The 26,641-nt window shown below is 55.9% G+C and carries 29 protein-coding genes; 12 read left to right on the forward strand and 17 right to left on the reverse strand.

Going from position 1 to position 26,641, the window contains the following annotated elements; all coding sequences use genetic code 11:
* From ABSE13_RS11545 to ABSE13_RS11565, 5 genes are all read left to right on the forward strand, one after another.
* On the forward strand, nt 1–312 hold a 312-nt coding region (locus ABSE13_RS11545), incomplete at its 5' end, for a Coenzyme F420 hydrogenase/dehydrogenase, beta subunit C-terminal domain (RefSeq protein ID WP_424028666.1).
* A gap of 360 nt (nt 313–672) precedes the next feature.
* Nucleotides 673–1,329, forward strand: coding sequence for a ferredoxin-like domain-containing protein (locus ABSE13_RS11550; RefSeq protein WP_424028667.1), 657 nt, complete (start codon nt 673–675; stop codon nt 1,327–1,329).
* A gap of 229 nt (nt 1,330–1,558) precedes the next feature.
* Nucleotides 1,559–2,233, forward strand: a complete 675-nt coding sequence (locus tag ABSE13_RS11555; protein ID WP_424028668.1) for a vWA domain-containing protein — start codon at nt 1,559–1,561, stop codon at nt 2,231–2,233.
* A complete protein-coding gene (locus ABSE13_RS11560) occupies nt 2,230–3,000 on the forward strand; it encodes a PP2C family serine/threonine-protein phosphatase (protein ID WP_424028669.1) in 771 nt (256 codons plus the stop codon). Before ABSE13_RS11555 ends, ABSE13_RS11560 begins: the two co-directional genes overlap by 4 nt.
* Nucleotides 3,001–3,002: 2 nt before the next feature.
* Complete coding sequence (locus tag ABSE13_RS11565) at nt 3,003–5,030, forward strand: helix-hairpin-helix domain-containing protein (RefSeq protein ID WP_424028670.1); 2,028 nt, start codon at nt 3,003–3,005, stop codon at nt 5,028–5,030.
* A gap of 114 nt (nt 5,031–5,144) precedes the next feature.
* On the opposite strand, the gene ABSE13_RS11570 is transcribed toward ABSE13_RS11565, so the two are convergent.
* Nucleotides 5,145–6,638: an RNB domain-containing ribonuclease gene (locus ABSE13_RS11570; RefSeq protein ID WP_424028671.1), complete on the reverse strand. Its 1,494-nt coding sequence runs from the start codon at nt 6,636–6,638 to the stop codon at nt 5,145–5,147.
* A gap of 473 nt (nt 6,639–7,111) precedes the next feature.
* Here ABSE13_RS11570 and ABSE13_RS11575 point away from each other — a divergent pair, with 473 nt between their 5' ends.
* The 4 genes from ABSE13_RS11575 (at nt 7,112) to ABSE13_RS11590 (ending at nt 12,571) form a co-directional block, all read left to right on the forward strand.
* On the forward strand, nt 7,112–9,763 hold the full coding sequence (locus ABSE13_RS11575; protein WP_424028693.1) for a PAS domain S-box protein: 2,652 nt from the start codon (nt 7,112–7,114) through the stop codon (nt 9,761–9,763).
* 235 nt (nt 9,764–9,998) lie between these two features.
* Nucleotides 9,999–10,637 (forward strand): DUF2284 domain-containing protein, encoded by a 639-nt coding sequence (locus ABSE13_RS11580; RefSeq protein WP_424028672.1) that lies wholly within the window; start codon nt 9,999–10,001, stop codon nt 10,635–10,637.
* A gap of 20 nt (nt 10,638–10,657) precedes the next feature.
* A complete protein-coding gene (locus ABSE13_RS11585; RefSeq protein ID WP_424028673.1) occupies nt 10,658–11,584 on the forward strand; it encodes an MBL fold metallo-hydrolase in 927 nt (308 codons plus the stop codon).
* A 114-nt stretch (nt 11,585–11,698) separates the two neighbouring features.
* On the forward strand, nt 11,699–12,571 hold the full coding sequence (locus ABSE13_RS11590; RefSeq protein ID WP_424028674.1) for a hypothetical protein: 873 nt from the start codon (nt 11,699–11,701) through the stop codon (nt 12,569–12,571).
* 92 nt (nt 12,572–12,663) lie between these two features.
* Here the strand turns inward: ABSE13_RS11590 and ABSE13_RS11595 are convergent, their stop codons facing one another.
* The 13 genes from ABSE13_RS11595 to ABSE13_RS11655 all read right to left on the reverse strand — a co-directional run bounded on the left by ABSE13_RS11595 (nt 12,664) and on the right by ABSE13_RS11655 (nt 21,599).
* A complete protein-coding gene (locus tag ABSE13_RS11595) occupies nt 12,664–12,786 on the reverse strand; it encodes a PIN domain-containing protein (protein WP_424028694.1) in 123 nt (40 codons plus the stop codon).
* Nucleotides 12,787–12,876: 90 nt separating this feature from the next.
* Complete coding sequence (locus ABSE13_RS11600; RefSeq protein ID WP_424028675.1) at nt 12,877–14,097, reverse strand: ABC transporter permease; 1,221 nt, start codon at nt 14,095–14,097, stop codon at nt 12,877–12,879.
* Complete coding sequence (locus ABSE13_RS11605; RefSeq protein WP_424028676.1) at nt 14,094–14,345, reverse strand: hypothetical protein; 252 nt, start codon at nt 14,343–14,345, stop codon at nt 14,094–14,096. Before ABSE13_RS11605 ends, ABSE13_RS11600 begins: the two co-directional genes overlap by 4 nt.
* 12 nt (nt 14,346–14,357) lie before the next feature.
* The gene (locus ABSE13_RS11610; RefSeq protein ID WP_424028677.1) at nt 14,358–15,734 is read right to left on the reverse strand and encodes a COG1361 family protein; all 1,377 of its coding nucleotides are present in this window, start codon (nt 15,732–15,734) and stop codon (nt 14,358–14,360) included.
* A gap of 441 nt (nt 15,735–16,175) precedes the next feature.
* Nucleotides 16,176–16,643 (reverse strand): hypothetical protein, encoded by a 468-nt coding sequence (locus tag ABSE13_RS11615; protein WP_424028678.1) that lies wholly within the window; start codon nt 16,641–16,643, stop codon nt 16,176–16,178.
* A gap of 64 nt (nt 16,644–16,707) precedes the next feature.
* Nucleotides 16,708–17,187: a hypothetical protein gene (locus ABSE13_RS11620; protein WP_424028679.1), complete on the reverse strand. Its 480-nt coding sequence runs from the start codon at nt 17,185–17,187 to the stop codon at nt 16,708–16,710.
* Nucleotides 17,177–17,341: a hypothetical protein gene (locus tag ABSE13_RS11625; protein WP_424028680.1), complete on the reverse strand. Its 165-nt coding sequence runs from the start codon at nt 17,339–17,341 to the stop codon at nt 17,177–17,179. Before ABSE13_RS11625 ends, ABSE13_RS11620 begins: the two co-directional genes overlap by 11 nt.
* 278 nt (nt 17,342–17,619) lie before the next feature.
* Nucleotides 17,620–18,123: a hypothetical protein gene (locus ABSE13_RS11630; RefSeq protein WP_424028681.1), complete on the reverse strand. Its 504-nt coding sequence runs from the start codon at nt 18,121–18,123 to the stop codon at nt 17,620–17,622.
* A gap of 604 nt (nt 18,124–18,727) precedes the next feature.
* A complete protein-coding gene (locus tag ABSE13_RS11635; RefSeq protein WP_424028682.1) occupies nt 18,728–19,090 on the reverse strand; it encodes a hypothetical protein in 363 nt (120 codons plus the stop codon).
* Nucleotides 19,087–19,329 carry a hypothetical protein gene (locus ABSE13_RS11640; protein ID WP_424028683.1) on the reverse strand — a complete coding sequence of 81 codons (243 nt, stop codon included), beginning with the start codon at nt 19,327–19,329 and terminating at the stop codon, nt 19,087–19,089. The genes ABSE13_RS11635 and ABSE13_RS11640 overlap by 4 nt, the downstream gene beginning before the upstream one ends.
* A 684-nt stretch (nt 19,330–20,013) precedes the next feature.
* Nucleotides 20,014–20,445, reverse strand: coding sequence for a hypothetical protein (locus tag ABSE13_RS11645; protein WP_424028684.1), 432 nt, complete (start codon nt 20,443–20,445; stop codon nt 20,014–20,016).
* Nucleotides 20,442–20,885: a hypothetical protein gene (locus tag ABSE13_RS11650; RefSeq protein WP_424028685.1), complete on the reverse strand. Its 444-nt coding sequence runs from the start codon at nt 20,883–20,885 to the stop codon at nt 20,442–20,444. Before ABSE13_RS11650 ends, ABSE13_RS11645 begins: the two co-directional genes overlap by 4 nt.
* A 231-nt stretch (nt 20,886–21,116) precedes the next feature.
* Nucleotides 21,117–21,599 (reverse strand): hypothetical protein, encoded by a 483-nt coding sequence (locus ABSE13_RS11655; protein WP_424028686.1) that lies wholly within the window; start codon nt 21,597–21,599, stop codon nt 21,117–21,119.
* Between the two features lie 294 nt (nt 21,600–21,893).
* On the opposite strand from ABSE13_RS11655, the gene ABSE13_RS11660 reads away from it, so the two are divergent.
* Nucleotides 21,894–22,337 (forward strand): PPC domain-containing protein, encoded by a 444-nt coding sequence (locus tag ABSE13_RS11660; protein ID WP_424028687.1) that lies wholly within the window; start codon nt 21,894–21,896, stop codon nt 22,335–22,337.
* A 45-nt stretch (nt 22,338–22,382) separates the two neighbouring features.
* Nucleotides 22,383–23,183, forward strand: coding sequence for a winged helix-turn-helix transcriptional regulator (locus ABSE13_RS11665; protein ID WP_424028688.1), 801 nt, complete (start codon nt 22,383–22,385; stop codon nt 23,181–23,183).
* Between the two features lie 60 nt (nt 23,184–23,243).
* Here the strand turns inward: ABSE13_RS11665 and ABSE13_RS11670 are convergent, their stop codons facing one another.
* From ABSE13_RS11670 to mreA, 3 genes are all read right to left on the reverse strand, one after another.
* Nucleotides 23,244–23,453: a hypothetical protein gene (locus ABSE13_RS11670; protein ID WP_424028689.1), complete on the reverse strand. Its 210-nt coding sequence runs from the start codon at nt 23,451–23,453 to the stop codon at nt 23,244–23,246.
* Nucleotides 23,431–23,889 carry a type II toxin-antitoxin system VapC family toxin gene (locus tag ABSE13_RS11675; protein ID WP_424028690.1) on the reverse strand — a complete coding sequence of 153 codons (459 nt, stop codon included), beginning with the start codon at nt 23,887–23,889 and terminating at the stop codon, nt 23,431–23,433. Before ABSE13_RS11675 ends, ABSE13_RS11670 begins: the two co-directional genes overlap by 23 nt.
* Nucleotides 23,890–24,100: 211 nt before the next feature.
* On the reverse strand, nt 24,101–24,475 hold the full coding sequence (gene mreA, locus ABSE13_RS11680; protein ID WP_424028691.1) for an MreA family transcriptional regulator: 375 nt from the start codon (nt 24,473–24,475) through the stop codon (nt 24,101–24,103).
* A gap of 367 nt (nt 24,476–24,842) precedes the next feature.
* Here mreA and ABSE13_RS11685 point away from each other — a divergent pair, with 367 nt between their 5' ends.
* Nucleotides 24,843–26,489 carry an ISH3 family transposase gene (locus ABSE13_RS11685; protein WP_424028692.1) on the forward strand — a complete coding sequence of 549 codons (1,647 nt, stop codon included), beginning with the start codon at nt 24,843–24,845 and terminating at the stop codon, nt 26,487–26,489.
* Nucleotides 26,490–26,641: the final 152 nt, after the last annotated feature.

The raw sequence follows: 26,641 nt of genomic DNA on the forward strand, positions 1-26,641 counted from the left end.
ACCCACAAGTACGAGCAGCCCGGCTGCCACGTCTGCCTTGACTACGTTGCCAACCTCGGTGACATCTCCACCGGCTCCGTCGGCAGCCCCGATGGATGGAGCACCGTCTTTGTCAGGTCCAAGATCGGAGACTCCGTCTGGGCAAAGGCAATGGCAGCAGGTGTCTTCGAGACACAGCCCATGGAAAAGGTCAAGCCCGGTCTTGAACTCGTGTCCAAGCTCGCAAACGAGAAGATCACGAAGAACAAGGCAACTCTCGAGGCCCGCAAGACCTTCGGTGTAGGCAAGGCTCTCCGGAACCCCTACATCTAACGAGAAGACTCATCAGAGTCTTCGCTGTATCGAATGTCATCAGATCCGAAACGTGAGGAGAATCCATCTGGATTCTTCGATTTGCCGAAGGTCGAAGACCTGATAAACGAGAATGTGGTGAGGGTCACCAGACCCGAGCCTTGAGGAGAACGTAGCTATCCGTATTTTGAAGAGGATTCACCGTATTTCCGCTGTCGTGGAAAGAACGAAGCTTCCCGGGTTTTTCGATACTGATCTGCATTCATATCGTTCATCGCGAATCACGGGAATTACCTGCGTTCCGCTAATTCATTTCATTGCCCCATACGGTAGCATCCAAAGAATTCTTGGTTACAACGGCCAAGTGTACCTGACCAGAAGATGACCGATACCACGTACGGTGCAAAACTCCAGCGGGATGGCAGGACCTACGCGATCCAGACACGGATCCCTGCCGGCGTCGTAACGCCGGAAGATCTCGAGACAATCGCCCGGGTTGCAAAAGAGTTCCACATCCCCCTCATCAAGATCACCTCCGGGCAACGGTTCCTGCTTGTCGGCGTGCAGGAGCAGGATATTGCAGATGTGCGGAGGGAACTGGGGAGCATCGGGTCGGCATCCATCACCCCCGGTGTCCGGTATGTCCAGTCCTGCCCGGGAATTGCATACTGTAAGAACGGCACGCAGGATTCCCTCAGTCTCGCCAGGGAAATCTCTGATGAATACGCGGGCAAAGAGTTCCCGGCAAAGATTAAGATCGGTGTCTCCGGATGCCCACGGTGCTGCGGGGAGAGCCGGGTCCGGGATATCGGGATCATGGGCACCGCAAAGGGCTGGACCCTATTTTTCGGAGGGCACAGTGGATTCAACACCCGTCAGGGAGAGCAGGTCGCGACCAGTCTGACATCCGATGAGATTTTGGATCTTGTCCGTAACCTGCTTGCCTATTACAAGACACATGCACAGCCAAAAGAGCGGACATCACGGTTCCTGGAGCGGGCGGGGACGGGGTGGCTGGCAGAGGGGGCTGGGAAATAAATCTCTTTTTCGTGGGGTTATCTGCACATATTCATCTCGTGCCATATCACCTTGCGATCCAGCAACCCGGAGAACTTCACTATTCTCAGGAATCGGGGTGTCAATCTCACAATTATTCAAAGAAACGGGAGGTCCTGAGCTCTCAACAAAAAGGCGAAATACCAAAGAACGCCAAAATAGAAGCTACGCAACAGATAGTCATATACCAGTTATTTTATGGAGAGACGATATGAGCGACAATAACTATCTCGATCAGCAGCCGCTGGGAGCAGTGACATTCGCGGAGAACCCGGAGCCCCGGTGCCCCTGCCTGCTGCTGCTCGATACCTCGGGTTCCATGGCCGGCGAGCCGATCGCCGAACTGAATACCGGCCTGAAAACCTTCTATAACGAATTGCAGACCGACTCCCTTGCAATAAAACGGGTCGAGGTCGCACTTCTCTCGTTTGGCCCGGTCCGGATCATCAGCGATTTCACCACCGCCGAGTGCTTTTTCGACCCCCAGCTCGAGGCCGTGGGCGATACTCCCATGGGAGAGGCAATCAGGAAGGGTATCGAGTTGATTAAGAGCCGGAAAGAGCAGTACCGGGCAAACGGCATCTCGTTCTACCGGCCCTGGATCTTCCTGATCACCGACGGAGAGCCGACCGATGAATGGAAGAGCGCGGCGGCCCTGATCCGGGAGGGCGAACAGGCGAAATCCTTTGCCTTCTTCGCCATCGGCGTCAACAGGGCAGACATGAAGATCCTCAAACAGCTCTCGGTCCGCGAGCCGGTGAAACTCCAGGGCCTGAAGTTCCGGGAGTTCTTCCAGTGGCTCTCCAACTCCATGAAGTCTGCGTCCCGGTCCAATCCCGGCGACAAAATTCTCCTCGCTCCACCCCTTGGCTGGAGTGAGATATGAGATGGAAGATCACGGGATCATCTGTCACGGGAAGATCGCACGCGGATCGCGGTGAGAGCGGCCAGGACTGCCACCGGGCCGGGTGCATCCGTAGAGGGGACAACGAATATTTTATCGGGATTGTCGCTGACGGAGCCGGGAGCACAACCCACGGGGGGGAGGGAGCGGAGCTCGCGTGCGGGTGCATGTACGACCGCATCACCGACACGCTGCGGAAGACCGGGGATCTCTCCTGCATCACCGACGGGGAGATCCGGGAGTGGATCGGCGCCTCGCGTTCGGCGATCGCTGCGGAAGCGGTTGCAAAGGAGAAACGACTGAAGGATTATGCCTGCACGCTGCTCGGGGTGGTGGCCGGGCAGGGCCATACCCTCTTCTTCCAGATCGGGGACGGGGCCATCGTAGTGAGTGCCGACGGCGGGGAGTACGAGACGATCTTCTGGCCCGAGCAGGGCGAGTACGCCAATATGACTTTTTTTGCCACGGATGACCAGTTCTCCGATCACCTGGGTATCCGGCACTTCAGTTCCGCTCCCGCCGAGATCGCCCTCTTCACAGACGGGGTACAGAACCTTGCCCTCTCCTTTGCGCAGAAGAAGGCCCATGCGGGATTCTTCCGGCCGCTCTTCGATGCGCTCCGCGAACACCCGGAAGGCGGTTTCCTGGACTTCTCCCGGAATCTCAGCGGTTTTCTCACCCGGGACGATGTCTCGGCCCGGAGCGACGATGACAAGACCCTCGTGCTTGCCGTGCTCGTGCAGGACTGATCATGGATCCGGTACCCGTCACCCCGTTCTACGATAGTGGCGGCACGGTCATCCGCCTCGGGAAGAAGATCGGGAGCGGGGGCGAGGGGGATGTGTACGAGCTCCTGATGTCGCCGAAGACGATCGTTGCCAAGATATACAAGAAGCCACTCGACGAGAAGAAACAGGAGAAACTGCGGCTGATGGCACGGGGGTGCAACGAGGACCTCAAGGGCATCTCGGCGTGGCCGACCGATGTGCTCTCCACCCGCCCGGGCGGGCCGGTGGTCGGGTTCTTGATGCCAAAGATCGCCGACGCCGAGCCGATCCACAAGGTGTACGGCCCCACGCACCGGAAAGAGACATTTCCCCACGCGGACTGGCGGTTCCTCGTCCGTGCGGCCAAGAACCTCGCGGCGGCGTTTTACGTGATCCACCAGTACGGGTACGTGATCGGCGATGTCAACGAGGGCAATATCCTTGTGAACGAGCGGGCCTGCGTGCGCCTTATCGATTGCGACTCGTTCCAGGTCAGGTCACGTGACCAGCTCTACTGCTGCGAAGTGGGCGTGGCGCAGTTCACGCCGCCGGAGATCCAGAAGTCCGGCCATTTCCGGCTCGAGCGGACCGGGAACCACGACAACTTCGGGCTGGCAATCCTGATCTTCCAGCTCCTCTTCCTCGGCCGCCATCCCTATGCCGGGGTCTATTCGGGGAAAGAGGATATGCCCATCGGGAAGGCGATCGCCGAGTTCCGGTTCGCGTACAGCAAGCATGCCCATACCAAAGCGATTGCACCCCCGCCCAACTCCGTGGGCCTTGCGATCGTCCCGGGCGAGCTCGCCGATCTCTTCGAGCGGGCCTTTGCCGAGAGAGGGACCAGTCCCGTTGGCCGGCCCCGGGCCGGGGACTGGTGGGACATCCTGGACCCCCTCGAGAATAAGCTGCGCAGGTGCAGTGCCGATTCGGTCCACCACTACTACGCCGGCCTCTCCTCCTGCCCATGGTGCAGGCTGGAGGAAGAATCCGGGGTCCTGCTCTTCCTGAGTGCCGACAGCATTACGAAGATCGACCTGAAGCGGGAGTGGCAGAAACTGGAAGCGATCCGGCCCCCGGGCCCGATCCCGGTGATCACCCCGGACATCTACCATCCCCGGCCTTCCCAGCTGACCCGTGATCTCGAACGGTCGCTCGATCTCCGGAAATTCCGCCGGATAGCCGGCGCGGGGCTTGCACTGGGCGGACTGCTGATGCTCGTGGCGAGCGAGTTTAACCCCGATATCATGACATCCCTGGAAATTCTGTTCCTCTTCGTCTCTGCGATCGCACTCTTCGCTTTCCCGGGAAAGGAGGCAAAGGAGAGGAAACGGCGGAAGGCCGCCCTCGAGACCGCCGAGTACATGGGGAAGTTGTGGAACCGGAAATGGACCGATGAGGCAGGAGAGGAGACTTTCCGGTCCCAGCTGGGCCGGTTGCGGGACCTCCGGCAGAAGTACGAGGAGATCGACCGGCAGTACCGGAGCGGCCTTGCCGGCCTCGAGAGTTCAGTGCGGGAACGGCAACTGCAGCAGTTCCTTGCCCGGCACCGGGTTACCGCGGGTACCCCGCCCCATACCGGGGCTGCCCGGCTGACGGTCCTGCAGTCCGCCGGCATCCTGACCGCGGCGGACGTGACGCTCGCCCGGTTGCGGCGCGTCCCGCGGCTGGACAATTCCCAGACGGGCGGGCTGATCGCATGGCGGGAGAGCGTGGAGAAGGCATTCCTGTTCGATCCCGGGCGGGGCGTGGAGAACACGGATGTCCGGGCGCTCGTACACAAGTACCAGCCGCTGATGAAGCCGGTCGAGCGGGAGCTGGTGCAGGGGATCGGCAGGTTGTCCCGGATCCAGCAGGATGTACTCAAGAAACGGGTGATGCTCCGCCCTGTCGTGGAGAAGAAGGCGCAGGAGCTCGCCCAGGCCCGGGCGGATTACCGGATTTTCGCAAACAGCATGGGAGACGCGGTCTGGCGGGATATCGATGCGCTCCTCACCCGGCTCTTATCCCGGTAAATACCGGGCTCACCGATTGTTTCCCGTGCGGGGGTGTTCTTCCCGGAGAGCCCGGGCTGCAGGTTGCCGGGTACTCACAGGAATGGAACCCTCACTGCCCTGAAAAAAAGGATGTTAAGCATTGCCGGAAAAGGCAAAGTCGATAAAACCCTTGAACGGGTCCGTCCCGAGCAGCCTCACCCGGATCTTCTGGCCCACCCGGAGACCCCGCTCGCCCTCGACCACCCGGCCCTCGGCCGGGGGCGTGGAGAGGCGGACATAACTGCCCTTGTCGGAAGCACCGGTGACAAGGCCGACAAACGTCTTACCGATCTGGTCTTTTAAGAGGACCGCCGCTGCCGCCTTGCGCATGAACCGCTCGGCCTTTTTGGAGGCCTTCTCCTTGTCCGTCAGCCAGGCGCAGAGCTCCTCGAGTTCCTGCACCGGATAGGGGCTGGGCTTCTTGTCGATCACGGACTTTAAGAGCCGCTGGATGACCAGGTCCACGTAGCGCCGGTTCGGGGCGGTGCCGTGGGTGTAATCGGTCACTGCGAGGGCAAAGTGCCCGATCGGCGCGGAACCGGGCGCGAGGAGGGCATACTCCCCGGGCCCCATCAGCTTGACGACCGTGAGCGAGAGGTCGGGGAACCGCTCGGGATCGGCGGCCCGCCGGGCCACGAGGAATTTTGAGAGGGCCTGCACGTCGGGCTGCGCAGGCAGGGTCTCTCCCAGTGCGGCAGCCGTCAGCACGATCCCTTCCCAGTCCCGGGGAGTCCGGACGATCCGCTCGATCCGGGGGATGCCGGCCGCGGAGAGGAAGGCCATCATCGTGCGGTTTGCCGCGACCATGAACTCCTCGATGAGGGACCGGGCCGCGTTCAGCTCGAGGACTATGAGGTCCTTAACCGCGCCCGCTTCGTACACCGCCTGCGCCTCGATCGTCTCGAGGGCGAGTGCTCCCTGCCCGGTCCGGCGCTGCCGGAGCCGGACCGCCGCCTCGTTCTGGAGCCGGAGCTGCGCCTCGAGGCCGGGGACGGCCTCCACATTCTCCGGCATGGGGCCGGTCCCTTCAAGCCAGGCACCCACCTGCTCGTAGACCAGCTTCGCTTTGTTGGCCACGATCGCCCGGTACACGGTGCCGTACCGTATCGTGCCGTCCAAAAGCACCCAGTAGTCCACGATCATCGCAGGACAATCCTTGCCGGGCAGGAGGGACGTGATGCCGGCCGAGAGCTTGTCCGGCAGCATGGGGAAGGTATGGACATCGAGGTAGATGGAGGCCCCGTTATAGGCGGCATACTGGTCGATACGGGAGTTCTTCGGCACCCGGCTGTCGACATCCGCGATCGCGACCTGCACGTGGATCTCACCGTTCTTCTCCCGCTCGCAGTATTCCATCTGGTCGAGGTCCCTTGAGTCGATGTTGTCGATGGAGGACCAGAGGAGCTCCCGCAGGTCCTGCGCATCATGCCAGGACGGGTTTTTTGCATTTGGATCGATCGCGTTCGCTTCCTGTATCACGGCATTCCCGAAACTCGCTCGGAAACCGTACTTCTTCATGGCATCCCAGGCTATGGCTTCCATGTTGATGGAGGGGCTGCCGTGTCGTACCGGGGGTCTTCTGCTCATAGATGGTGATCAGCATTCTGTCTGTCGTTCTCCTTTATCTCCTGATCGGCCCGTGCACGGCCCCCGGCGCTGGACACGAAACCACGGGTATTTGCAGAGAAATTTTCAAATAAACCGCCGGCAGATTTATGAAAAGAGGGGGGCGACCGGGTTTACTTTCACGGCGTAACAATAGCAGTTTCGGGGAATCTGGCCGGAAGTGCGGGGTAAAAAAGAGTGGCTGCCGGGGCGATTGCCCGCTACGGGCAGATTGTTTTTTTGTGGCCGGTTTTTTTAAGGCCGGTACAGATTCCGTACTTCCAGAACCAGCGCCCGTAATTGAACGCTGAACGCACCCATCCCCGGCGGGGCGGCAGTACACCCCCCGGTTCCGGAGATCTGCCGGTGAAATCCGTTTTCCCGGGACGGGTAATAAAAGAACTATTATTAATCGGATAGGGGAATGTCTAATTGCCATTCGCGAAGGTCATATCATTTACTCGGTCCTCTATGTCGATGACGAGGATGCTCTGCTCGAGATCGGAAAACTCTTCCTTGAGCAGAGCGGGCAGTTCCGCGTTGACACCATTGACTCTGCCCCGGCCGCGCTTGCCCTGCTGAATGCAAAGACCTACGATGCCATCATCTCGGATTACCAGATGCCGGAGATGGATGGTATTGCATTCTTAAAGAAGGTAAGAACTTCGGGAAATACCATCCCGTTCATCCTGTTCACCGGGCGGGGACGGGAAGAGGTTGTTATCGAGGCCATCAACTCCGGCGTGGACTTCTACATCCAGAAAGGCGGGGATCCGATGGCACAGTTTACCGAGCTTACGCACAAGATCCGCCAGGCCGTGCAGAAACGTCAGGCGGAGGCGGAGCTCCGGGCGGCCTATGAGCAACTCACCGCCGCAGAGGAAGAGCTGCGGGAGCAGTATGACGAACTGGCCCGGAGCGAACAACTGATCCGGGAGAGCGAGGAAAATTTCCAGTCGCTCGTGGAAAGCGCACCTGATGCCATTTATATCTCCGTGGGGGAGCGGTTTGCCTATGTCAACCCCGCCATGGTCCGGCTGATGGGAGCAGGCTCTGCCGATCAGCTGCTCGGGATGCCGCTCTATGACCGGATCCACCCGTCATTCCACGAGGGGATCCGTGAACGCGTACGGGTTGTAGTAGGTGAACATAAACCCGTCGGGCTCAAGGAGACGGTGTACCTGAAAATGGATGGTACCCCGGTAAATATCGAATCGGCTGTCGCTACCTTCCGGTACAACAATAATTTTGCCGGCCTCGTCATCCTTCGTGATATCACCCGCCGGAAGCAGGACGAGCAGCTGCTGCGGGAGAGCGGGGACACGCTCCGGAAAAGCGAATCACAGCTGAAACGGGCTGAAGAAATCGGAGGGTCCGGCAACTGGGAGTTATGGCTGAATGAGAATGCATTTGAAGGATCGGTTGGTGCACAGATCCTTTACGGTCTGCAAGGACCGGCATGGACTCTCGAAGAAGTGCAGAAAATTCCCCTTCCCGAGTACCGTCCTCTTCTCGATGCTGCCCTGAGGGATCTCACTGCAGGAAAATCTCCCTATAATATAGAGTTTAAGATCCGGAGGGGGTCTGACGGGGCCATCCTGGACATCCATTCTGTAGCAGAGTACGATCCCGAACGGAACATTGTATTCGGCGTTATTAACGACATCACCGATCGGAAGAAGATGGAAGAGAGTCTTGTTGTCGCGAACAGGGAATACACGAACCTGCTGGACCAGATGCAGGACGTATACTACCGGAGTGATATGAAAGGCATACTGATCAGGGCCAGCCGGTCACTGGCAACGCTGCTCGGGTATTCAGAGCTCGCGGAATGCCTCGGGAGGAGGGGGGACAGTTTCTACTTCAACCCGGCTGACCGGAAACTGTTCCTTGAAGAGATCACCCGCAACGGGAGCGTGACCGATTACGAGAGCCATCTCCGGAGAAAGGATGGTTCGATGGTTGTTGTCGCCACCCGCAGCCACCTCTGTTACGATGCTGCGGGGAATATCACCGGGATCGAGGGCACATTCCGCGACATCACCGAACGCAAACGGGCCGAGCTGGCGCTTGCAGAAAGCGAAGAAAAGTACCGGCTGATCGTAGAGAATACCCGTGACATCATTTATACGCTCAACACCGCGGGAGAGTTCACGTATATATCTCCATCCCTGACCCGTGTGCTTGGCTACAGCCCGGCAGACCTCATCGGCCACTCACTCCTGTCCCTGGTCCATCCGGATGACCTGCCGACGGTCCGGGAGATATACCGGCGCAGCATTGCGGATGACTACAGATCTCCCGGTACCGAATCCCGTGTCCGCCATGCCTCCGGTGAGTGGCGCTGGCTCATCACCAGAGGTGAAACGGTGCGTGATCCCGCAGGAAATATCCTTTATTTCACGGGCATTGCCAATGACATCACCGGGCGCAAACAGGCGGAGGAGGCATTACGCACGGTCAACAGGAAGCTCAGCCTCCTCTCCGGCATCACCCGCCACGACATCAACAACCAGCTCACGGTACTGAAAGGGTATCTTGCATTCCTCGAAAAGAACCAGCCTGATACTTCATCCGGCGGGTATTTCACGAAGATCAACACTACGGCAACCCGCATCTCGTCGATGATCCAGTTCACCAAGGAGTATGAGGAGATTGGTGTCCATGCCCCGGGCTGGCAGAACTGCCGCACGCTCGTTGACGCTGTGGCAAAGCAGGTCACGCTGGGAAACGTCAGGGTGAAAAACGATCTTCCGGCAACCGTTGAAGTCTTTGCCGACCCGCTGATCGCCACGGTATTCTACAACCTCATGGATAATGCAATCCGGTATGGAGGGAAGATCGCCACCATCCGGTTCTCTGCAGGGGAACCAGGAGATCACCCGGTCATCATCTGCGAGGACGATGGCGACGGTGTCCCTGCAAAGGAGAAAGAGAAGATCTTCGAACGGGGATTCGGAAAGAATACCGGGCTTGGTCTGTTCCTTGCCCGGGAAATACTCTCGATCACCGGCATCACGATCCGCGAGACGGGTGTGCTGGGTAAGGGAGCCCGGTTCGAGATCAATGTGCCGGACGGCAGCTACCGGATACGCGGTGAAGAGTGAGAATTCCGCATCCCCTGCGTTTTTTTCGCAGCGGCAGTTACGTCCCTGGGTTCCGTTAAAAAGAGGGGGGCATGTGAACGTACGAGTACGCCTTCCGCCAGTGTTACCTGCCGCCTTTATGCGGCCCACCAGCCCATGGAGGAACGAGCCGGCCAAAACACCCGGCCCGGGCGACAACAGGGGATGCGACCGATCATGATTATCCAGAATAAGGATAGATTGGTACTGACCCTGCATGAAACCCACAACCAGCACCCCCGGTGAATTCGCGTTCCTGTGCGACGCCGCCCGCTCGCTCGGCGCGGCGGATGCAAAAGTGATCCCCGCCTCAGACGTCATCGTGGAGAACCGCGTACCCCTCAAGTGCCGGGCCGGGTGCATCGGCTACGGGAAGAAGCTGACCTGCCCCCCGTATGTCCCGACCCCGGACGAGTTCCGGAAGATTCTTGCCGAGTACCGGTATGCCCTGCTCGTGAAGTTCATCTCCCCGGCGACCGCAGACCCCGACGTGATCTGCTCGATCTACCGGTACTGGCTCGACCCGGCGGCGCCTGCTGACAAAAAGGAGCAGGCGACACAGTTCTGGAAAGACCATTTCAATGGCACCGGCGCATTTGCCCCGATGATGCTCGAGCTGGAACGGACCGCGTTCAATGCGGGCAATCCCTTCGCCCTCGCCTTCATCAACGGCTCGTGCCGGCTCTGCGAGAGCTGCAACGTGAAAGCCGGGATCTGCATCCACCCTGCGCAGGCCCGGATCCCCGAGCACGCCGTCGGCGTCAACATGGTAAAAACCGCAGAGAAGGCAGGGATGCCGATCCGGTTCCCGGTCCAGGGGCACCCGGAGCTGATGGCGCTCCTGCTGATCGACTGAAAAAAGGAGGATGAAACCGTATGGAAAACCTGTTAAAACCGGCCGACCGGGTTGAAGTGACCATCCTCGTCGACAACTATATCGATCTCTTTGTACCGCCCTCGACTCCCGTGGACCGCAGGCTGCCGTTCGACCCGTGCCGCGAGCTCCTTGCCGAGCACGGCCTTTCCTGTCTCGTCCGGGTCTTCACCGGGAAGAAGGAGCACGCGGTCCTGCTCGATACCGGGCTCTCCCGGGACTGCCTCTTCCACAATGCCCGGCAGCTGGGCCTCGACCCGCACGCGGTCGAAGCCGTGGTCTTAAGCCACGGGCACTTCGATCACACCGGCGGGCTTGCGGGGTTCTTCTGCGGGGCGGGGCGGCAGGTACCGCTCATCGCCCACCCGGATGCCTTCCTCCGGCGGAGGCTCAACAGCCCGAAAGGCACGGTGGAACTCCCCAGGACCGATGCAATCGCACTGAAAAAGGCCGGGGCGGACCTCCTCCTGCGCAGGGAGCCCTCGGCCCTCGCTGCCGGCCACCTGCTCGTGACCGGGGAAGTGGAGCGGACGACCGCGTTCGAGAAAGGGTTCCCGGGCATGGAGATGTTTGTCGGAGACCGCTGGGTGCCCGATCCGATCAGCGACGACCAGGCGCTCGTTGTCAATGTAAAGGACAAAGGCCTCGTCGTGATCAGCGGGTGCGCCCATGCCGGGATCATCAACACGGTGGAATATGCCCGGAAGATTACCGGGGTTGACACCGTTCATGCAGTGATGGGCGGGTTCCACCTCACCGGGCCGCTCTTCGAGCCCGTTATCGGGCCTACGATTGACGCGATGAAGAAGATTGATCCTGCATATGTAGTCCCGATGCACTGCACCGGCTGGAACGCGATCAACCGGATCATGGCGGAGATGCCGGGCCGGTGTATCCTGAATACGGTGGGGACAACGTACGTATTTTAGAGCGGGAAGAATACCCCCGCCCTCCCATCCGTCCAGTTTCCAAAAAGTGAGAATGATCCAAAGGATTATCGCTCCCGCAGGGAGAATGTCGGATACTTCATCAAGGTGATGCTCGTGAAAACCACAACCCTCATTTTCCTTGTGCTGACAGTAGCCGTGGCACTGATCAGCGCCGGATGTACGCAACAGCAACAGCAGGTTCAGACACCGACGGCTGCCCCGGCACCGACAGCCATGCAGCCTGCGAATACCATCGGGCTTACCAGCAGCCTGATGGGTACCATCCTCACGGATGCCCAGGGAAAGACTCTCTATTACTTTGCAAACGATGTGCCTGCCAGCGGGACAAGTGCCTGCAAGGGCCAATGTGCAGTCGTCTGGCCGGCCTTCTCGGCCGGTACTATCAAGGTATCCTCCCAGCTTGACCCGGCCGACTTCGGGTCCATCACGCGGACCGACGGCACGAACCAGACCACCTACCATGGCTGGCCCCTCTATTATTACCAGGCAGATACCATGCCGGGCGATATGAAGGGAGACAATGTCCAGAATGTATGGTTTGTGATCAAGCCTGATGAACCCGTGATGGTTGCACGTACGCCTGACCTCAACCTGTACCTTACGGATACCTCCGGGAAGACGCTCTATTACTTCACGAAGGATACCAGGGGCGCCAGCGCATGCAACGGTACCTGCCTTGCCAAATGGCCGGCTTTCGGTGCCGATCCGGTATCCGCCCCGTCCATACTTGTTCCTTCAGGGTTCAGTACGGTCTCCCGGGCAGACGGCGTAAACCAGACGGCATACATGGGCAGGCCGCTCTATTACTATGCCGGGGATATGAAGCCGGGCGACGCGAACGGGCAGGGGTTCAACAACCTGTGGTACGTGGCGAACGCGTCCGGGGGGGTGCCGGTGGTGACAACCCCGCCGACTATGGTACCGACAACCCTTAATACCCCCATGTCCTCAGGTGGCGGGTACTGAGCGGGAAGGGATTATTCTTTTTTTGGGAGTTCCGGGGAATACTGCCGGGACGATGAACCGTTGCATACGGGATAAATGCAGGTTCACTTGTGTCAGCGGAAAAGATCCTGCGGCTCCACTCTGCTTTTTTCTGTCCGGTCGAAATCCTTGTCGAAACTCACGATAGAGAGACTATTCCGCTCCGCCACCGCGTACTGGTAAGCATCATCAACCAGAAAAAATGGAACTGTTTGTTTTTGATCATTCCGGAATCACACCCGCCGGGAATAACAAACATCTCCCGGTATCATCTGACCCCGGGAATGTCACTCACTATTCCTGAGGGCATCAATGGGATCCATGTTGGATGCCCTCCATGCCGGATACACCCCGGAGATGACACAGACCGCTACACCGATAGACATGGCGGCCGGGACGTACAGGATACTTGCCGGCTGGAAGAAATATGCCGTTGTTCCCATCATTGCCTCCACTACGGTGTATCCGATAACTACACTGCAGATCCCGCCGATACCGGCACCAAGGAGCCCGAGGATGAATGCTTCATAGAGGAACATCCGGCGCACCTCTCCGCGTTCTGTACCGATCGAGACCAGGATACCGATTTCCTCAATTCGTTCACTCACGGACATCATCATCACGTTGAAAATACTCACGGCTGCAACGAGGAGAGAGATCGCACCGATTGCCATGATGAACGTAGTCACGGTGCTCAATGCTGAGGTCTCTGACGCAAGCTGTTGCGTGGCATCCCTGATCCGGACTGCCGGGGTTTTCGGGTTGGTGTTAATCTTTGCGTTAATGGCCTCTTCTATGTCGCCTATGTTGTCGATATCATTGACTATGACATTCACCTGCGACCACTGGTCTTCCCCGCCGTACTGGTCAGTATACCATTGACTGTGCACAACGATCCCGTTATCTGTTGAGACGCCATCAGCAACGGTTCCCCGGGGATTCAGGATCCCGGCAATGCGAAGCTCGGGCCGGGACGACGATGAGAACGATCCAATCCTGATGCGATCTCCGACCTTGAGGTTAAAATTCTGGGCAATCTCTGCCCCGACCAGGACCTCATTTACCCCAATACGGGTAGTCCCGTTGCCATACGACTGGTTAAGGGAGAGGAACCTGGAAATATCAAGAGGATCGATACCATAGACCGAACCCCTGCCAGGGATTGAATTGATCGTAAACTGGCTGTTTGTTGAATAAATGGGGATCACCGTGCCGTTTGATCCCACAATCGAGTCGATCTTCGTGAGTTCACTTTTGGTCATCCCGGTAGCCGCAGATGAGGGAGGCCGGGTCCCGACCGGACCCATCCTGACAGAATCTGCTGATATGACAATGGTATTTGCGCTGGAGGAGAGCTGATCTTTTACTTCCAGCTGCATGTTGGTGCCGAGCATTCCCATGGAGGCAATGGCGACGACACCAATCACAATGCCGATAGCGGCGAGCATTGAGCGCAGGAAATTCAGCCGGACACTCCGGACCGAAAGGCTAAAGAAAATATCACTCATGGTTCCTCCGCGATCCTGCCGTCACCGGATCGCAGGGTACGGCGGGCATATGCAGCGGCCGCGGGATCACGGGCCATGGGGACCGGGGCCTTCCCGTCTTTGTGCAGGTTACCCGGGATTTCCCCGATCGCGACGAAATCATTTTCCCGGAGATCGTGTGAACCCTGATCGGGCGCAGTAACGTCCCCGCTTTCCGGAGGATATGTTTTTGTCACATCGGCAGGCTGGATACAGGGGATACCGGTCATATCCGATCCTTCTCACTGTTTTTTCAGTTTTGCAGAGATCCATTTCCGCTTAATCCACAGGATGATACCGATCACAACGATGACACTACCGGCGATGAGGGGGTAGAATGAACTGATGCCGCCACCCCTGCCGCTGGTTATCCCCCCGAACATGCTGCTGCTACTGCTGCTACGTCCCCCCCCGTAGCTGCCGCGGGCCGTTCCCCCGGTGCCGCCGCCCGCCGGGGAAACGGGTGAAGTCCTTGAACTGCTGCCGGTTGCATTGCCGGATCCGGAGGGTGAAAGATCGAGTGTTTTTGTGAGACTTAAATCATCACCGCTGGAATCCTTCCAGCTGATGATCACCGGGACCGAGGAGAGATCATTGCTGGTAAAGGTTACTTCGAACGTACCGGAATCGTCAGAGGCTATACTGCCAATGGCATATTCCGGGTAGGTCCCTGCGCCTTGTGCAGGTGATCCGACCGTAACTACGACTCCCTCTGCATTGGAAATGCCGGCATTGGTGATGTCACCGGTGATATCGTAATCAGAGCCTGATGTCGTGAGGACAACATCGTTGAGAATGGGCACTGCTGCCGTTTTGTCCGTACTAATAGTTATCGGAAGCGTGACGTTGACGCTATGGTCATTGTCACCATTCTGGTACGTGATGGAGAACGTGACATTTGATTCCTGGTGAGGGATAATCACGAAATTAACATCCGATGAATCAGTACCACCCGATGCATCACTGCCATCCAGCGATCCAATGAGGGCCTGTTTAGGGCTCACATCTACACCGGTTCCGTCAGCAGTAACCCTGATATTTTTTATCCCGGCGTCGCGGCAGTTTTCGAGACTCAGCGTCACGTTAGCCGGCGTTGAAAGTGAAAATGAAGTGGGTTTATCGGTTATAACGGCTTCCAGGGGAGCTGAACTCACCTTGATCGGGATCGGGTAATGGATGGGATTGCCGCCAACGGTGCCGACGGTAAACAACGCGTAATAGGTCCCATCAGGTGGATCTACGGTAACTACAAACGGATAGGTCACCGTTGAGCCGGCCCCGATATACGTAGTTGTACCCCAATTCTCTTCCTGTTCAACATGTACCTTATTGCTCAGGATATCCGGCTCCGACAGCCCGATTGCTGAGGTACCCGCATTTGTCAGGGTCACGGTAATCGTACCCTCTTCATACGGGAAGAAAACTCCCGGGTCCAGGGTGACATTTGACACCGTGACAAGAGCTGAATTATCTATTGCCGTGCTGGTTGCCGTATTAGTACTGCTTGTGGTCGAACTGGAACTGCTCGTTGTTGAACTGCCTGAACCTGAGGCGGCGCAGGCTGCAGATACCATGAGCAGCATCAGGATGAAACTAAAAATTACAAATCGCCCTTTCATGAAATCCCCCGCGTTTTTTTGGAAAATGGTACGGTAACCTGTTCTGGTAATGTAACGGTTCAACGGTGCATTGAACAACCATTACACTCAGGGAGCATACGAATCTGATCGGTGCACCCCATAGTCAAAAAACCTCATTTTTGATACACGCGGAATTGGTTTAACGGATTATCGTTCCCTTTTTTTGGATTCGACCCCGGTCTTCCCGTTTCACGGTTATCATGTGCTATAGCTGCAAGGTTCCTGGCTATCATTCTCATACTGATTTGATATGTAACATATATTTTACTTATTGTCATTTAAAGGATACCTTTGTCGAAAGATGAGAGAAATCGCGGAAACGGGGGTAGTCAGGAGAGACGATGCTCAAAAGGGGGTTGAAAATACCAATCGGGGATTGTTGAAAAATAAAGCAGGGGGATTCTCACTCCCTGCATCTCTTCACAGCCCGGCCAGCATCCCGAGCACATCCTGTGCCGTCACCGGGTCAACAATCCGTGCCAGCACGAGGCCGGCGAGCGCGAGGAAGAGCGTCCAGAACACTTTCCGGAGATGCTCGTTTTTGCCGAACGCATCGATCGCTGCCGCCGTGTCGATCTGCATCGCCTGCCGGATGAGTTTTGGCAGGAAGATGAAGAGCGGCAGGAACAGGACCGCTGCGCCGATCACGGCAAGCGGGAGCTCGGTCCGTGTCGCAAACCAGCACCCGGCCGGGACCGCGATGATCCCGGCGAGGAACGCGGACATGACCGCTTCCCCGAGCCAGAACCAGCTCTTCTGTTCTGCAACGCCTGCCCGTTCCTCACCGGAGAGGTCGGCGAGATCGAAGGCGCCGGTGGCGTGGAGCAGCCCGCACCGGAATGCGGTGAGAGCAGAGCCTTCCGCCGGGCCGGGGATTTCTGGGGTCATGATTCAGCTCCGCAGGACAGAGGGGGTGAGGTGGGATCGTAATTCCATCCCGCAGCCCACTGCTTCAGGTACGGGCATCGCTCCCCTCCGGCGCGATTGACAGTTCGAAGACCGGGCTCGTGGAGCCGCCGTTGGCAGGACTGAAGTCCCGTGGCAGGCCCCGCTCGGTCCGGTTCCTCCGTGCAGTACGAATCCTGACGGTGTGGATCCCCGGCGAACGCGGGTACACCCGCCGGCCGTCCGTATCCCGCATCTCCCGGTACGGCGGGATCTCGAACCAGTCCGGCCAGAACCGGACGCCCCGCGGGATATCGGTGCCCCGCATGAGATCCTGGAGCCGGAATGGCGAGAGATTGTCGTAGATCACGTCGATGATCAGGTCCGCTTCCTCCTGCCCGGGCTGCAGTTCCAGCTCGTAGAAGACCGGGTTCCGCCGGACCTCGTCCATGGTGAGCGGGGTGTCCTTTGTCAGCGGCTCGAGACCGGAGAAGGTGCCCCGGTACAGGCCGGTGACGGTTGCGACCGGCGCGGGTTCAGGCACCATGGTATGCCTCCAGTACGATTTCATGTTCGTCCCGGAGCCGTTTGAACTCCTCCACGATCTCGTCGTACCGGCCCATCTTCTGGTAGATCACGATGAGCAGGGGGTAGATCGGGAGGACTGCCCCGAGGATGATGCCTAAAAGTTCGGTTTCCATTGTGTGTCTCCTGTTGTATTCTATAAGAGAAAATCCGGCAGGGATTTGACGCTCTTGGGGGCTTTCGCCCCCGCCGCGTGGGCATCCCCCGGTTGCAATGGTGCAGTATTACCTGTACCGAGAAAATTCAGAGATTTATTTCAGAGATTCCCGGAACAGGTAATGCAGAGGCATCGTAAGCGCCCCCGCCCCCCCACCGGGGGGGCAGGGCTGGCGCAAGGGGGGACGATCAGATCTCCCTCCGGATCTTCTCAGATCACGTAGATCCGTTATCCTCCTCAGGCAAGGGCCGCCACCGAGTCTGCCCAGGTGTCGACCTTTGTCCGGATGTTGTCGTCCGAGTACGAGGTGAGGCTCACGCTGTCACGGCCGAACGTGACATTGTAGATCTCCCCGTTCGGGTCGTGGCACTTCACGGTTGCCGAGAACGTGTCGTTCGCCGCATCATGGACCGGTGTGCCGTTGTGGGCCGTGTTCAGCGTGGCAAGACCGGCAAGGGCCGGGATGCCGGCGGTGTAACCGGCCATTGAATTGAATGAGTGCGAGGCAGTGCCGGTCTTCTTCGCGTCAGCGTCCTGGTAGACGAGCTTTGCCACATAGTCTTCCCGGGTCTTCTCCACGGGGGGGTGGGTCTTCCCGGCGCTCACATACGATACGCAGGCAAACGGGTTGCCGGCCAGGACCGACTCGACGATCGTGTTGAACGCCGCCACGTCTGCTACCGGGTTCGCAAGGGTGCGGACCGCGGTCTTTACGTTGGTTTTCTGTACGAAATCTGCCATTTGTGTTTCCTCCTTGTTTTTTGTTTTGCCGGGGATCCGCTCCGCGGATCTCCTGCGGGTTTTTCCGGGAAGGCCTGCGCAGACCTTTCCGGAGGAGGGGATTTTTCCCCCCGTCTCCAGGGCCCCTTTGACATATCACTATGGGATGTTTCGGGGGATGGGCTTTGATTATAAAATGAAAAATCCGGAAATCAGGGGCGTTTTGTATGATATCCGGGGAATCGGGGCAAGAATATGCTTTTTTAAGAAGGAACAAAATTGTTCCTCCGGAGAGAGAGGACCAAAAAGGGGATTATTATGGAATTATCAGTCAGATCGGGCTGAACTACGGTTTACCCCATTTTCGCCCGCCCAAAAGAACCCATTAGGGCAGGGTCCCGGACATGGTCATTTCACGACGTAAATCCACAAAAAAATGCGTTATAAAGATCCGAATAAGACACGCGTTTTTACATTTGGGACACGGTCTCTTTCCGGAAACAGGCAATCGGAGCCCTATACGGGCCCGGATTTGGGCAGCTCCAAAACAAGCCTTTTTGTCGATGGTGGTTCGTTCCGGAAAGGGGGCGGGCCGGGAACCAATACCTGCCCACCCCACGGGAGTTCACTCGTTCACGGCTATTGGATCGCCGTTGCGGTGGAGCTCAACGAGACCTGTCTCCGTGATCCGGAAGAAGCGGAACACACCGTGCGGGCTCGCGACCCAGAGCTCAAGGACCCGACCCGGGCCCCGCGGTACGAGCCGGAGCCGGCTGATATGTTCGGAGAACTGTGTCTCCAGCTCCGCAACCGATCCATGGAGCCGCCGGCTCCGCTGGACCAGGACCACGGACGTGTATGCCGCCGCATGGATCACGAAGTCGCAGGTACTATCGCGTTCTCTCCGGCAGAGTGTCACAAACCCCCGGGACCATGCGACCGGCAGCGCGACATCGAGCGCCTTTCGCGACGGTCTCCCCCGGCTCATGCACTACTCCCTTTGTGGCCCGGGGATATATCCGGGCCACCGGCCCGGGGGACCGGTGGCCGCAGCTCCCGCTTGACCGACCGGGAATGGATACTCACATTGTACCGGTGCCGGTTGACTTTTCGGACAACGATCCGTACCACCTCCTCGCGAAAGTTCAGGATCCCTTTCCGGACTGCGTGCGGGATAAGGAAGAGGGGAATATCCGGCTGGACCATGGCAGCCCGCCGGGGAATCACGAACACCTCCGCCGTTCCAGCAAGGTCATCCCCTGATCCAGCCGCCCGATCGTCTTCTTTATCCGGCCTGATAACCGGTCAATATGATCGGCAAACCAGAAGATCATATCACTCTTCTTCTCCGGAATTCTCCCTGTGGATTCAAAAACCAGACCGTTCAAATCCCGGCAATTTTTACTGCTGCATGTGGTTTGTATGCTATCAGCTCCATCATTGTCAAACCGGGCAGAGGTTCCCCCGGCCGGCCCGTTGCCCCAGGGCGCGGCAATCACTGCAGGAGAGATGTTGCAGGATGATCCCCGGGCCGCCTGCCTTTGCTGAATATTCCGGTTTCGTTTTTTCTCTTCACATCCATTTGCTTTGCCCGACAGACCACGAAAAAATGATCCTTCGGGTGGGATCAGATCCAACACAGTTCGTCACCTGGTGGACCTGTACTTTCTTTGCGGGACAGCTCCCCCGGCTGCCCACGAAGAAACATTCGTTACGCAATATATAATAGTTCTAACGCATCCATCTACAGGAAGCAGAGAATGCAGAAGCCTGCAGGAATACAATCTGGACCTGCTCCTGAATCGTGTCCTGCAACAAATTCGCCAACGGGGATTGAAATCAGGAAATATACATTACCATGACGAAATTGAAAAAAATGGAGGGTTTTGTTGTTCATCATGTCCCCTCACGTCATTTCCGGTGACCGGTGACCTGCACCCTGCTTCTCCACAATAAAAACATCATAAGGAAAAGCATGAGCAGGTAACCCCCGAGCGTTGGAAGCATAGGCGAGATTGCACTGAGGGTTCCAATTCCGGGAAATAGCACCATTACCAGGGTCCAGAGGAAAAAACCCAGGATTCCGGCTTTGAAAACAGCATACAATTGTTGTCTTTTCATTTCGGACCAGTCTGATCGCGAGGAAAAGTACATACCGGTTCCGATAAACAAAAGAACAGGGCCAAGAAAAATCCAGACGAATAAGGCGCTGTTGACATTTGCCTGGCCGGAAACCAGCAGCATATGTTCATCAGCAAATAATAACAACGTCGCCCAGACCAGGATCAGGACCAAGCCGCATAGTACCCCGAAAAATTTTTGTCCGCTTTGAGACGGGGTCATTGATTTTTCTCCAGGGCATTCATCCGCTGTTCAAAGTCGAGAATCGACTGCTGGAGGGATTGCAAAGTACCGGAGTTTTCCGATCCCGGTGACTGCATTTCTTTCAATGCATCGAGGTAGGCAAGGTGCCGGGCATCAAGCCATTCCCTTGTCGAATCAACAAGGGCATCGATATAGAGCATGGCTGTGATCCCGGCCCAGAAAATCCACCAGCCGGTTATCATGCAATAAAAGGTCACGATTACGAATACGGCGACAGATGCATTTTTTTTGAGATCATTCCGGCTGGATTTATACGATTCCTGGAAATCCGAATAGAGAAACGCAATGATAATAAGAGCCACGATGACGAGTGCCGGAAGAAACTGGGCCAGGGCGAATCCGACTAAACTCACAATGCATCCGGTAATCAATAATACGATCAATCTGTTCCGTTCCATGGTCAACACCCGTTAGAGGACTCCTCATCGAGATCCACCGTTGAGGTTTTTTTGTGGTGTATATAATGGTTCTAACGCAATCGTCTACCGGATATTGGATCACACGGGAGTCTGGAACAGTAGACACTCAGGACGGCCCAGAGTCTTTTTTATGATTGTCCCATGGTGCGGATGAGTATATCCAAGAAACGGGGTGGTTTTGTTGGTTGTCATTTTCGTATCACACCCGTTTCAATTCGTTTTTTGCTGAGACCTTGTTGGGAAAACGGATGTCAGTTGCTCCTTACAGGCACCGCCCTCACACCACAGGTCGAACGGTCTGAGGACACCTCTTTCCGGATCGAGATTGAATGATTCTGTACAATCCGAAGAGATCGCCAGTTGTTCGTACTGCGATGAAATATTTCCATCAACTACGAAGATTACGGAATAGTTCTCCTCACCCCCTGACAGTGGATGAAGTGTCAATGTGGTCATATTACCTGGCGCGATATCATAATGCCCACCGGTCTGGATCCTGATAGAGGAATTGTATACGGAAATATCGACAGCATGGGATCTGTTCAGATCTTTATTAATAATGGTAAACTGATAATCCACCTGATGAAAGCAATCAGGACCTGACGTTCCGGAAAAAAATGGATTGATAATGAGTAAAACCGCCAGGACGAGTCCTGTCACCAGGCCGATAATGGCAAATTTCATGGTTCTCATGTTTTTTCCTCCCATTTAAACGCTTCACCCGAGAGGCATGTTCCAACTCAGTTTTTGTTAAGGTGCATGGGAACAGGGTTCATGCCTTCGGGCGGGACCGGGTTTTAGTGACGTGCGTGGTTTTGTGAACCCGGTCCTTTTGTTTTTGTGGCTGCCCCCGGCAGGCCACGGGGGGAGATTTCATGACGGGGGATATAAAGATTCTAACGCACGCCTCTACACGATTCCTGACGTGTAGACGATTGCGTTAGAAGCTTTAAGTGCCGGATACCGAAACCGCAGAACCGGTATACTATGAAAGTTACCGGAACCAGTATGGCAATCCTGATCTGCGCCCTCGTGCTCATATCGGGAGTTTCTGCACAGAATGTCGACAAAAATGCCGGGTATTCCGTGACCCCGGCCGGGAGCCTGTTCCTGCCTAAGGGTATGTCACCCATGACCGCGGGGTCTATCACCCAGGGGCAGACTAACTGGTATTCAGTCGTGGTCCCCGCAGGAAAGGCATCCCTGACCATGGACCTGAACTGGGGATATGTCCCCGATTCGCTTTCGCTCACGGCCATTGCCCCGGACGGGACCATCGGCCCGTATTACGATGCAGCCGACGGCGTGACGGACGGGAGGATCTTCCTTAAGATCAGCAGGGCGGGCGGAATTGCTCCGGGAACATGGAACTTCAAGGTGTACGGGGTGAGTGTCCTGGGAACCCAGAGTTATAATTTTGTTACGTATTAAAACAAAATCATAAAACTGATATTCTGTCATGAGAAAGATTCATTGATGGAACCCTCTCATGCGAGGGCTGTCGCCCTCTTCATCTTCATTTTTATGGTTGCCGTGCCATTCGCCGCTGCAGATACCGGCGGATACAGCACGACCCCGGGCCTGACCGGTGCAGTGCCGGATGACCCCCAGGATCCCGTGCCGATCTCGTTCTGGGACCTCCCGCTGCGGGAGATGCTCATCGCAGTTGCCCTCTCGTTCTGCCCGGTGCTCGTCTACCCGGTCGAACTCTTCTTCTTCCTGAAGTTGCTGACGGTCCTCGGGTACCGGAAAGTCGAGCAGAATGCCGTCTCGTATAACGAGAAACGCCAGAAGATCTACGACTGCATAGCAGAACACCCGGGCCTGAATTTCAATGAACTGGAACGGCTGACCTGCGTGGCAGAAGGGACACTGAAATACCACATGCTGATCCTCGGGGCGAAGAGGAAGATCGTTTCCTATGGCACCGGCAGGTCCATTCGGTATTTCGAGAACACCGGCCTGTACGGCGAAGTGGAAAAGAAGGTGTTCCTGTACCTCCGGAACCGGACAACACGAAGGATCCTCGATATCCTCGCCACGAGCCGGGAAGTCTCCCGGAAGGATCTCGCGGAGAGGGTCGGCGTCGCCGGCCCGTCGATCTCCTGGCACATGAAGAAGTTGTCCGGCGACGGGATTATCACGATGAGCAGGAAGGGGAAGGAGGCGCGGTATACGCTGTGCCCTGCGGGAGTGAATATTTTCAAACGGTATTTCGGGAATGAGAGCGGGATGGGGTACGGGAGCGCGGGGAACGGGGAGGAGATGGGGGAGTAAAGGTGTGGATCAGTGTATGAAAATCATTGCCCGGGCATTCCCGGAACAACCTCAAAAAAATTATGCCCGGGTCTTCTTCTTCCCGTGGGCGATAACAGCCGCAAGATATTTCTCAGGATCTTTTTCAAGCCATTGTTTTCGTTCTTTGGTGTAATCACCGCTTCCCTGGTCATAGATCTGAAGGAACCGAACCGCATCGACCGGTCCAAGTACTTTCACAAGTGCTTCAATACCCTGTTTGTGAATTTCATTCAGTGTCTTTGCCTCCATGTTCGTTCACCTCCATAAGCCATTCAACGGGATTTTTGACTTCAATAGTTATCTGGTTACCGTGCTTCTTAATAATTCTGATGATCGCATCATCCGTCGTCAGCAGAACCGCACCGGCAGATTCAGCACATGCAAGGTGCAGTGCATCTGCCGGATCGATACCCAGCGCCACAATTTCATGATATCGCTGGGAAACGGATTTTGTAATTGCAACATGTTCTTTTGCCAGATCCATAAGATTCTGCGCTTTTTTCATCCGCGTACTGTCAGGAATACGTGAAATTTCAAAACGTACGGCATCACTGGTAACAAGCGTCCAGTCCCGTGTGCACCGCATCAGGATCTCCTTGACGGCTTCTGATTCGAGGTGAACGCGGTTCATCTTCTGATCGTCGAACGGTCGGCATAAGCAACACACATCAAGATAGACTTTCACCAGAAACCTCCTGATTCACCATTCTCTTCTTTGTATCATTATCGTTTAGGATTCGTGAGGATAAGGATCCCGGTTGGCGGGGTGAAAGTGACGGGAGTCTGACGCTTCATTTGGGGCTGCCGCCCCACCGCCAGCGTGGGCCGGGCCCTCGTTCCCCGGGGGTACACAGAAAATGGGAAACCATCCGGAAAAAGAGGATTTTTCAGGATCCTTAGCTGAGATAATCTTTAATTTTCCTGATGCGGGCGAGTTGATTTTTTACTTCTTCCTTTTTCGCTTTTTCAAGGGTTGCCATAATTTTTTTAGCCGGGATTCCCAGGGAATATTTTTTATTCGGGCGTCCTTTTCGTTCGGAGGGGATATCCTGACTTTTTATCCACCCTTGTCCCGTCATGTATTTTATCGCAATACTCACTTCGGGCTGGCGTAAATCGACCCCTCGTTCGATTGCCCGTGAGGTGGCTTCCGGTACATTAATAAGAAATACCAAAACGGTAGCCACATTTTTCCGAATGCCGATCCCGATTAACAGATTGGTGAATTTCTCTTCCGTATCAGTAAAATAGTGTACATTTTCCTGTCTCATTCTATCACCAGATTATTCCGGGTTGCATCAATTTAGTTTTTATTATAACAATAAATGCATTTTGATTGGTATTTCAAAATCTGCTGGGAATTGGGTCAAAGCTGATTTTGGACAGGAGCCGGGCTGTCCGTATTTCCTGAAGAGACGGCGACCCCGGCCCGATGCCGCGCCCGGGGGATAATGAGGGGATCACCGTCGCAGACCGGCCGACGTCGTATTGAGAGGTGACGCTCAAAAGGGGCACGCACCCCACAGCCAGCGTGGGCCAGCCCTGCCAGCATTAACAATGCAGGGGTCCAGTACTTCTCTAATTATTAGCCCGAGCTAAAGAAAAACGTAAGATCTAAATAGGCAGCGGGCGCCGCATATGTCCAATAAACGACAAATAGCCCGCCGAATAAAGAAGGAGATCCGAGCAGAAGATTGTTCCGAAATTGCAGTTGAAGCAATCAACCGGCACCTCACAATTTCCATCAACGGGAAACTAAACCAAAAGACAATCATTCGGTCACTTGTAGGAATGTCAGCAAACAAACTTTCGGTGCATTCCATCAATAAAGCCGTAGAAAAAGTCCCGTGTGAAACGTCGGTCAGATACCATTTGTCGAAGGTGGATTTAGATTCACTTCTGGCATTACAATCAAAGATCCTCACCTATTCAAACGATCAGATCCTCGTTCCCAGAAAATCGCATCATTTTGCCATAGATTTCACTGATGATCCTTATTACGGAGAGTGTGTTGACGTAAACAAAGATTACGTCATCAAGAGTAAAATGAAGGATTCCACAACGACATTTTACTCGTATGTTTCGCTCTACATCACGACAAAAGGCCAACGGTTGACCCTCGCAGTTCTCCCGGTAAAAAAGGGAGTGTCAAAGGTCGAGTACATCCGGAAATTCCTCGTTTTTATTGACGATGCAAAAGTGAATATCGAGGTACTCTGTCTTGATCGGGGTTTTTACTCAAACGATGTGCTCTCGTTTCTCCAGAAGGAGAACATCCCGCACATTGTTCCGGTGAAAAAAGACGGTCAGGAACTCAAGAAGATTCTCCGGGGGAATCATTCCCGCTATGCCCGGTACACGATGAGGGGAACCTCCGGACCTCTTGATCTTACTCTTGCAATTGATGTTCAGTACCTTCAGGGAAGGAATAAGAAATTCGGGAATGTGAATCTCGGATATGTCGTGTATGGTATTGATTGGAAGCCGCGACGGGTCTACCAAGTCTACAAGAACAGGTTCGCTATCGAATCTTCATACCGTATCCGGAACATCGTAAAAGCTAAAACCTCTTCCAGAAACGTTGTGCTCCGGTATCTCTTGACGATAATCTCGTTCCTCCTCAAGAATATCTGGGTGGCTCTTCAATGGATGGTCTTCTCAAAGGTTCAACGAGGGCCGAGATCGATTAACAATGATTTGTTTCGCTTTGATCTCTTCCGGCTCTTCGTCTGGGAAGAGGTCAAAACGGAACGAATCTTTTTCTTTATTCGGTGGGCATTCTGCCGTTTATTGGACATATGCGGCGCCCGCTGCCTATTTAGATCTTACGCTCTTCTTGAGACCGGGTTAAAAATTAGTGAAGTACTGGGGTCAGGAATATCATATCGAAGTCCTGAAGATAGATATATGGCGCCGGTGAAATGCCCGTTCTGTAATCCTATCGCCGAGGATATTGTCGCCCGGAATGAGCTGTGCTATGCTCTCTGGGATCGCTTCCCGGTCAGCCGTGGCCATACGCTGGTTGTCCCGTTCCGCCATACGCCGGATTTCTTTTCGACGACCGTTGAGGAGAAGGCGGCTGTGATGGCGTTGATTACTTCCCGTAAGGATGTGATTGAGGAGAATTTTTCACCGGCCGGGTACAACATCGGGTTCAATGTCGGTACGGCGGCCGGGCAGACGGTGATGCACTGCCATTGTCATGTGATCCCGCGGTATGTTGGGGATGTGCCGGAGCCGAGAGGCGGGGTGCGGGGGGTTGTGCCGGGGAAGCGGGGGGATTGAGGGGTGTGATATATGAGCCGGCAGGTCCGTGCTCTTCTTTTAAGGAATTTTCATGGTACTTAATCGTAATTTATTAATATTGCACCGCATATGTATACATCAGTGAGTAAGTCCTTCCCGAAAAGGATGATGCCACCCTGAGGTGGATGGGA

Origin of the sequence: Methanoregula sp. (assembly GCF_049518935.1) — an archaeon.
GTDB lineage: Archaea > Halobacteriota > Methanomicrobia > Methanomicrobiales > Methanospirillaceae > Methanoregula.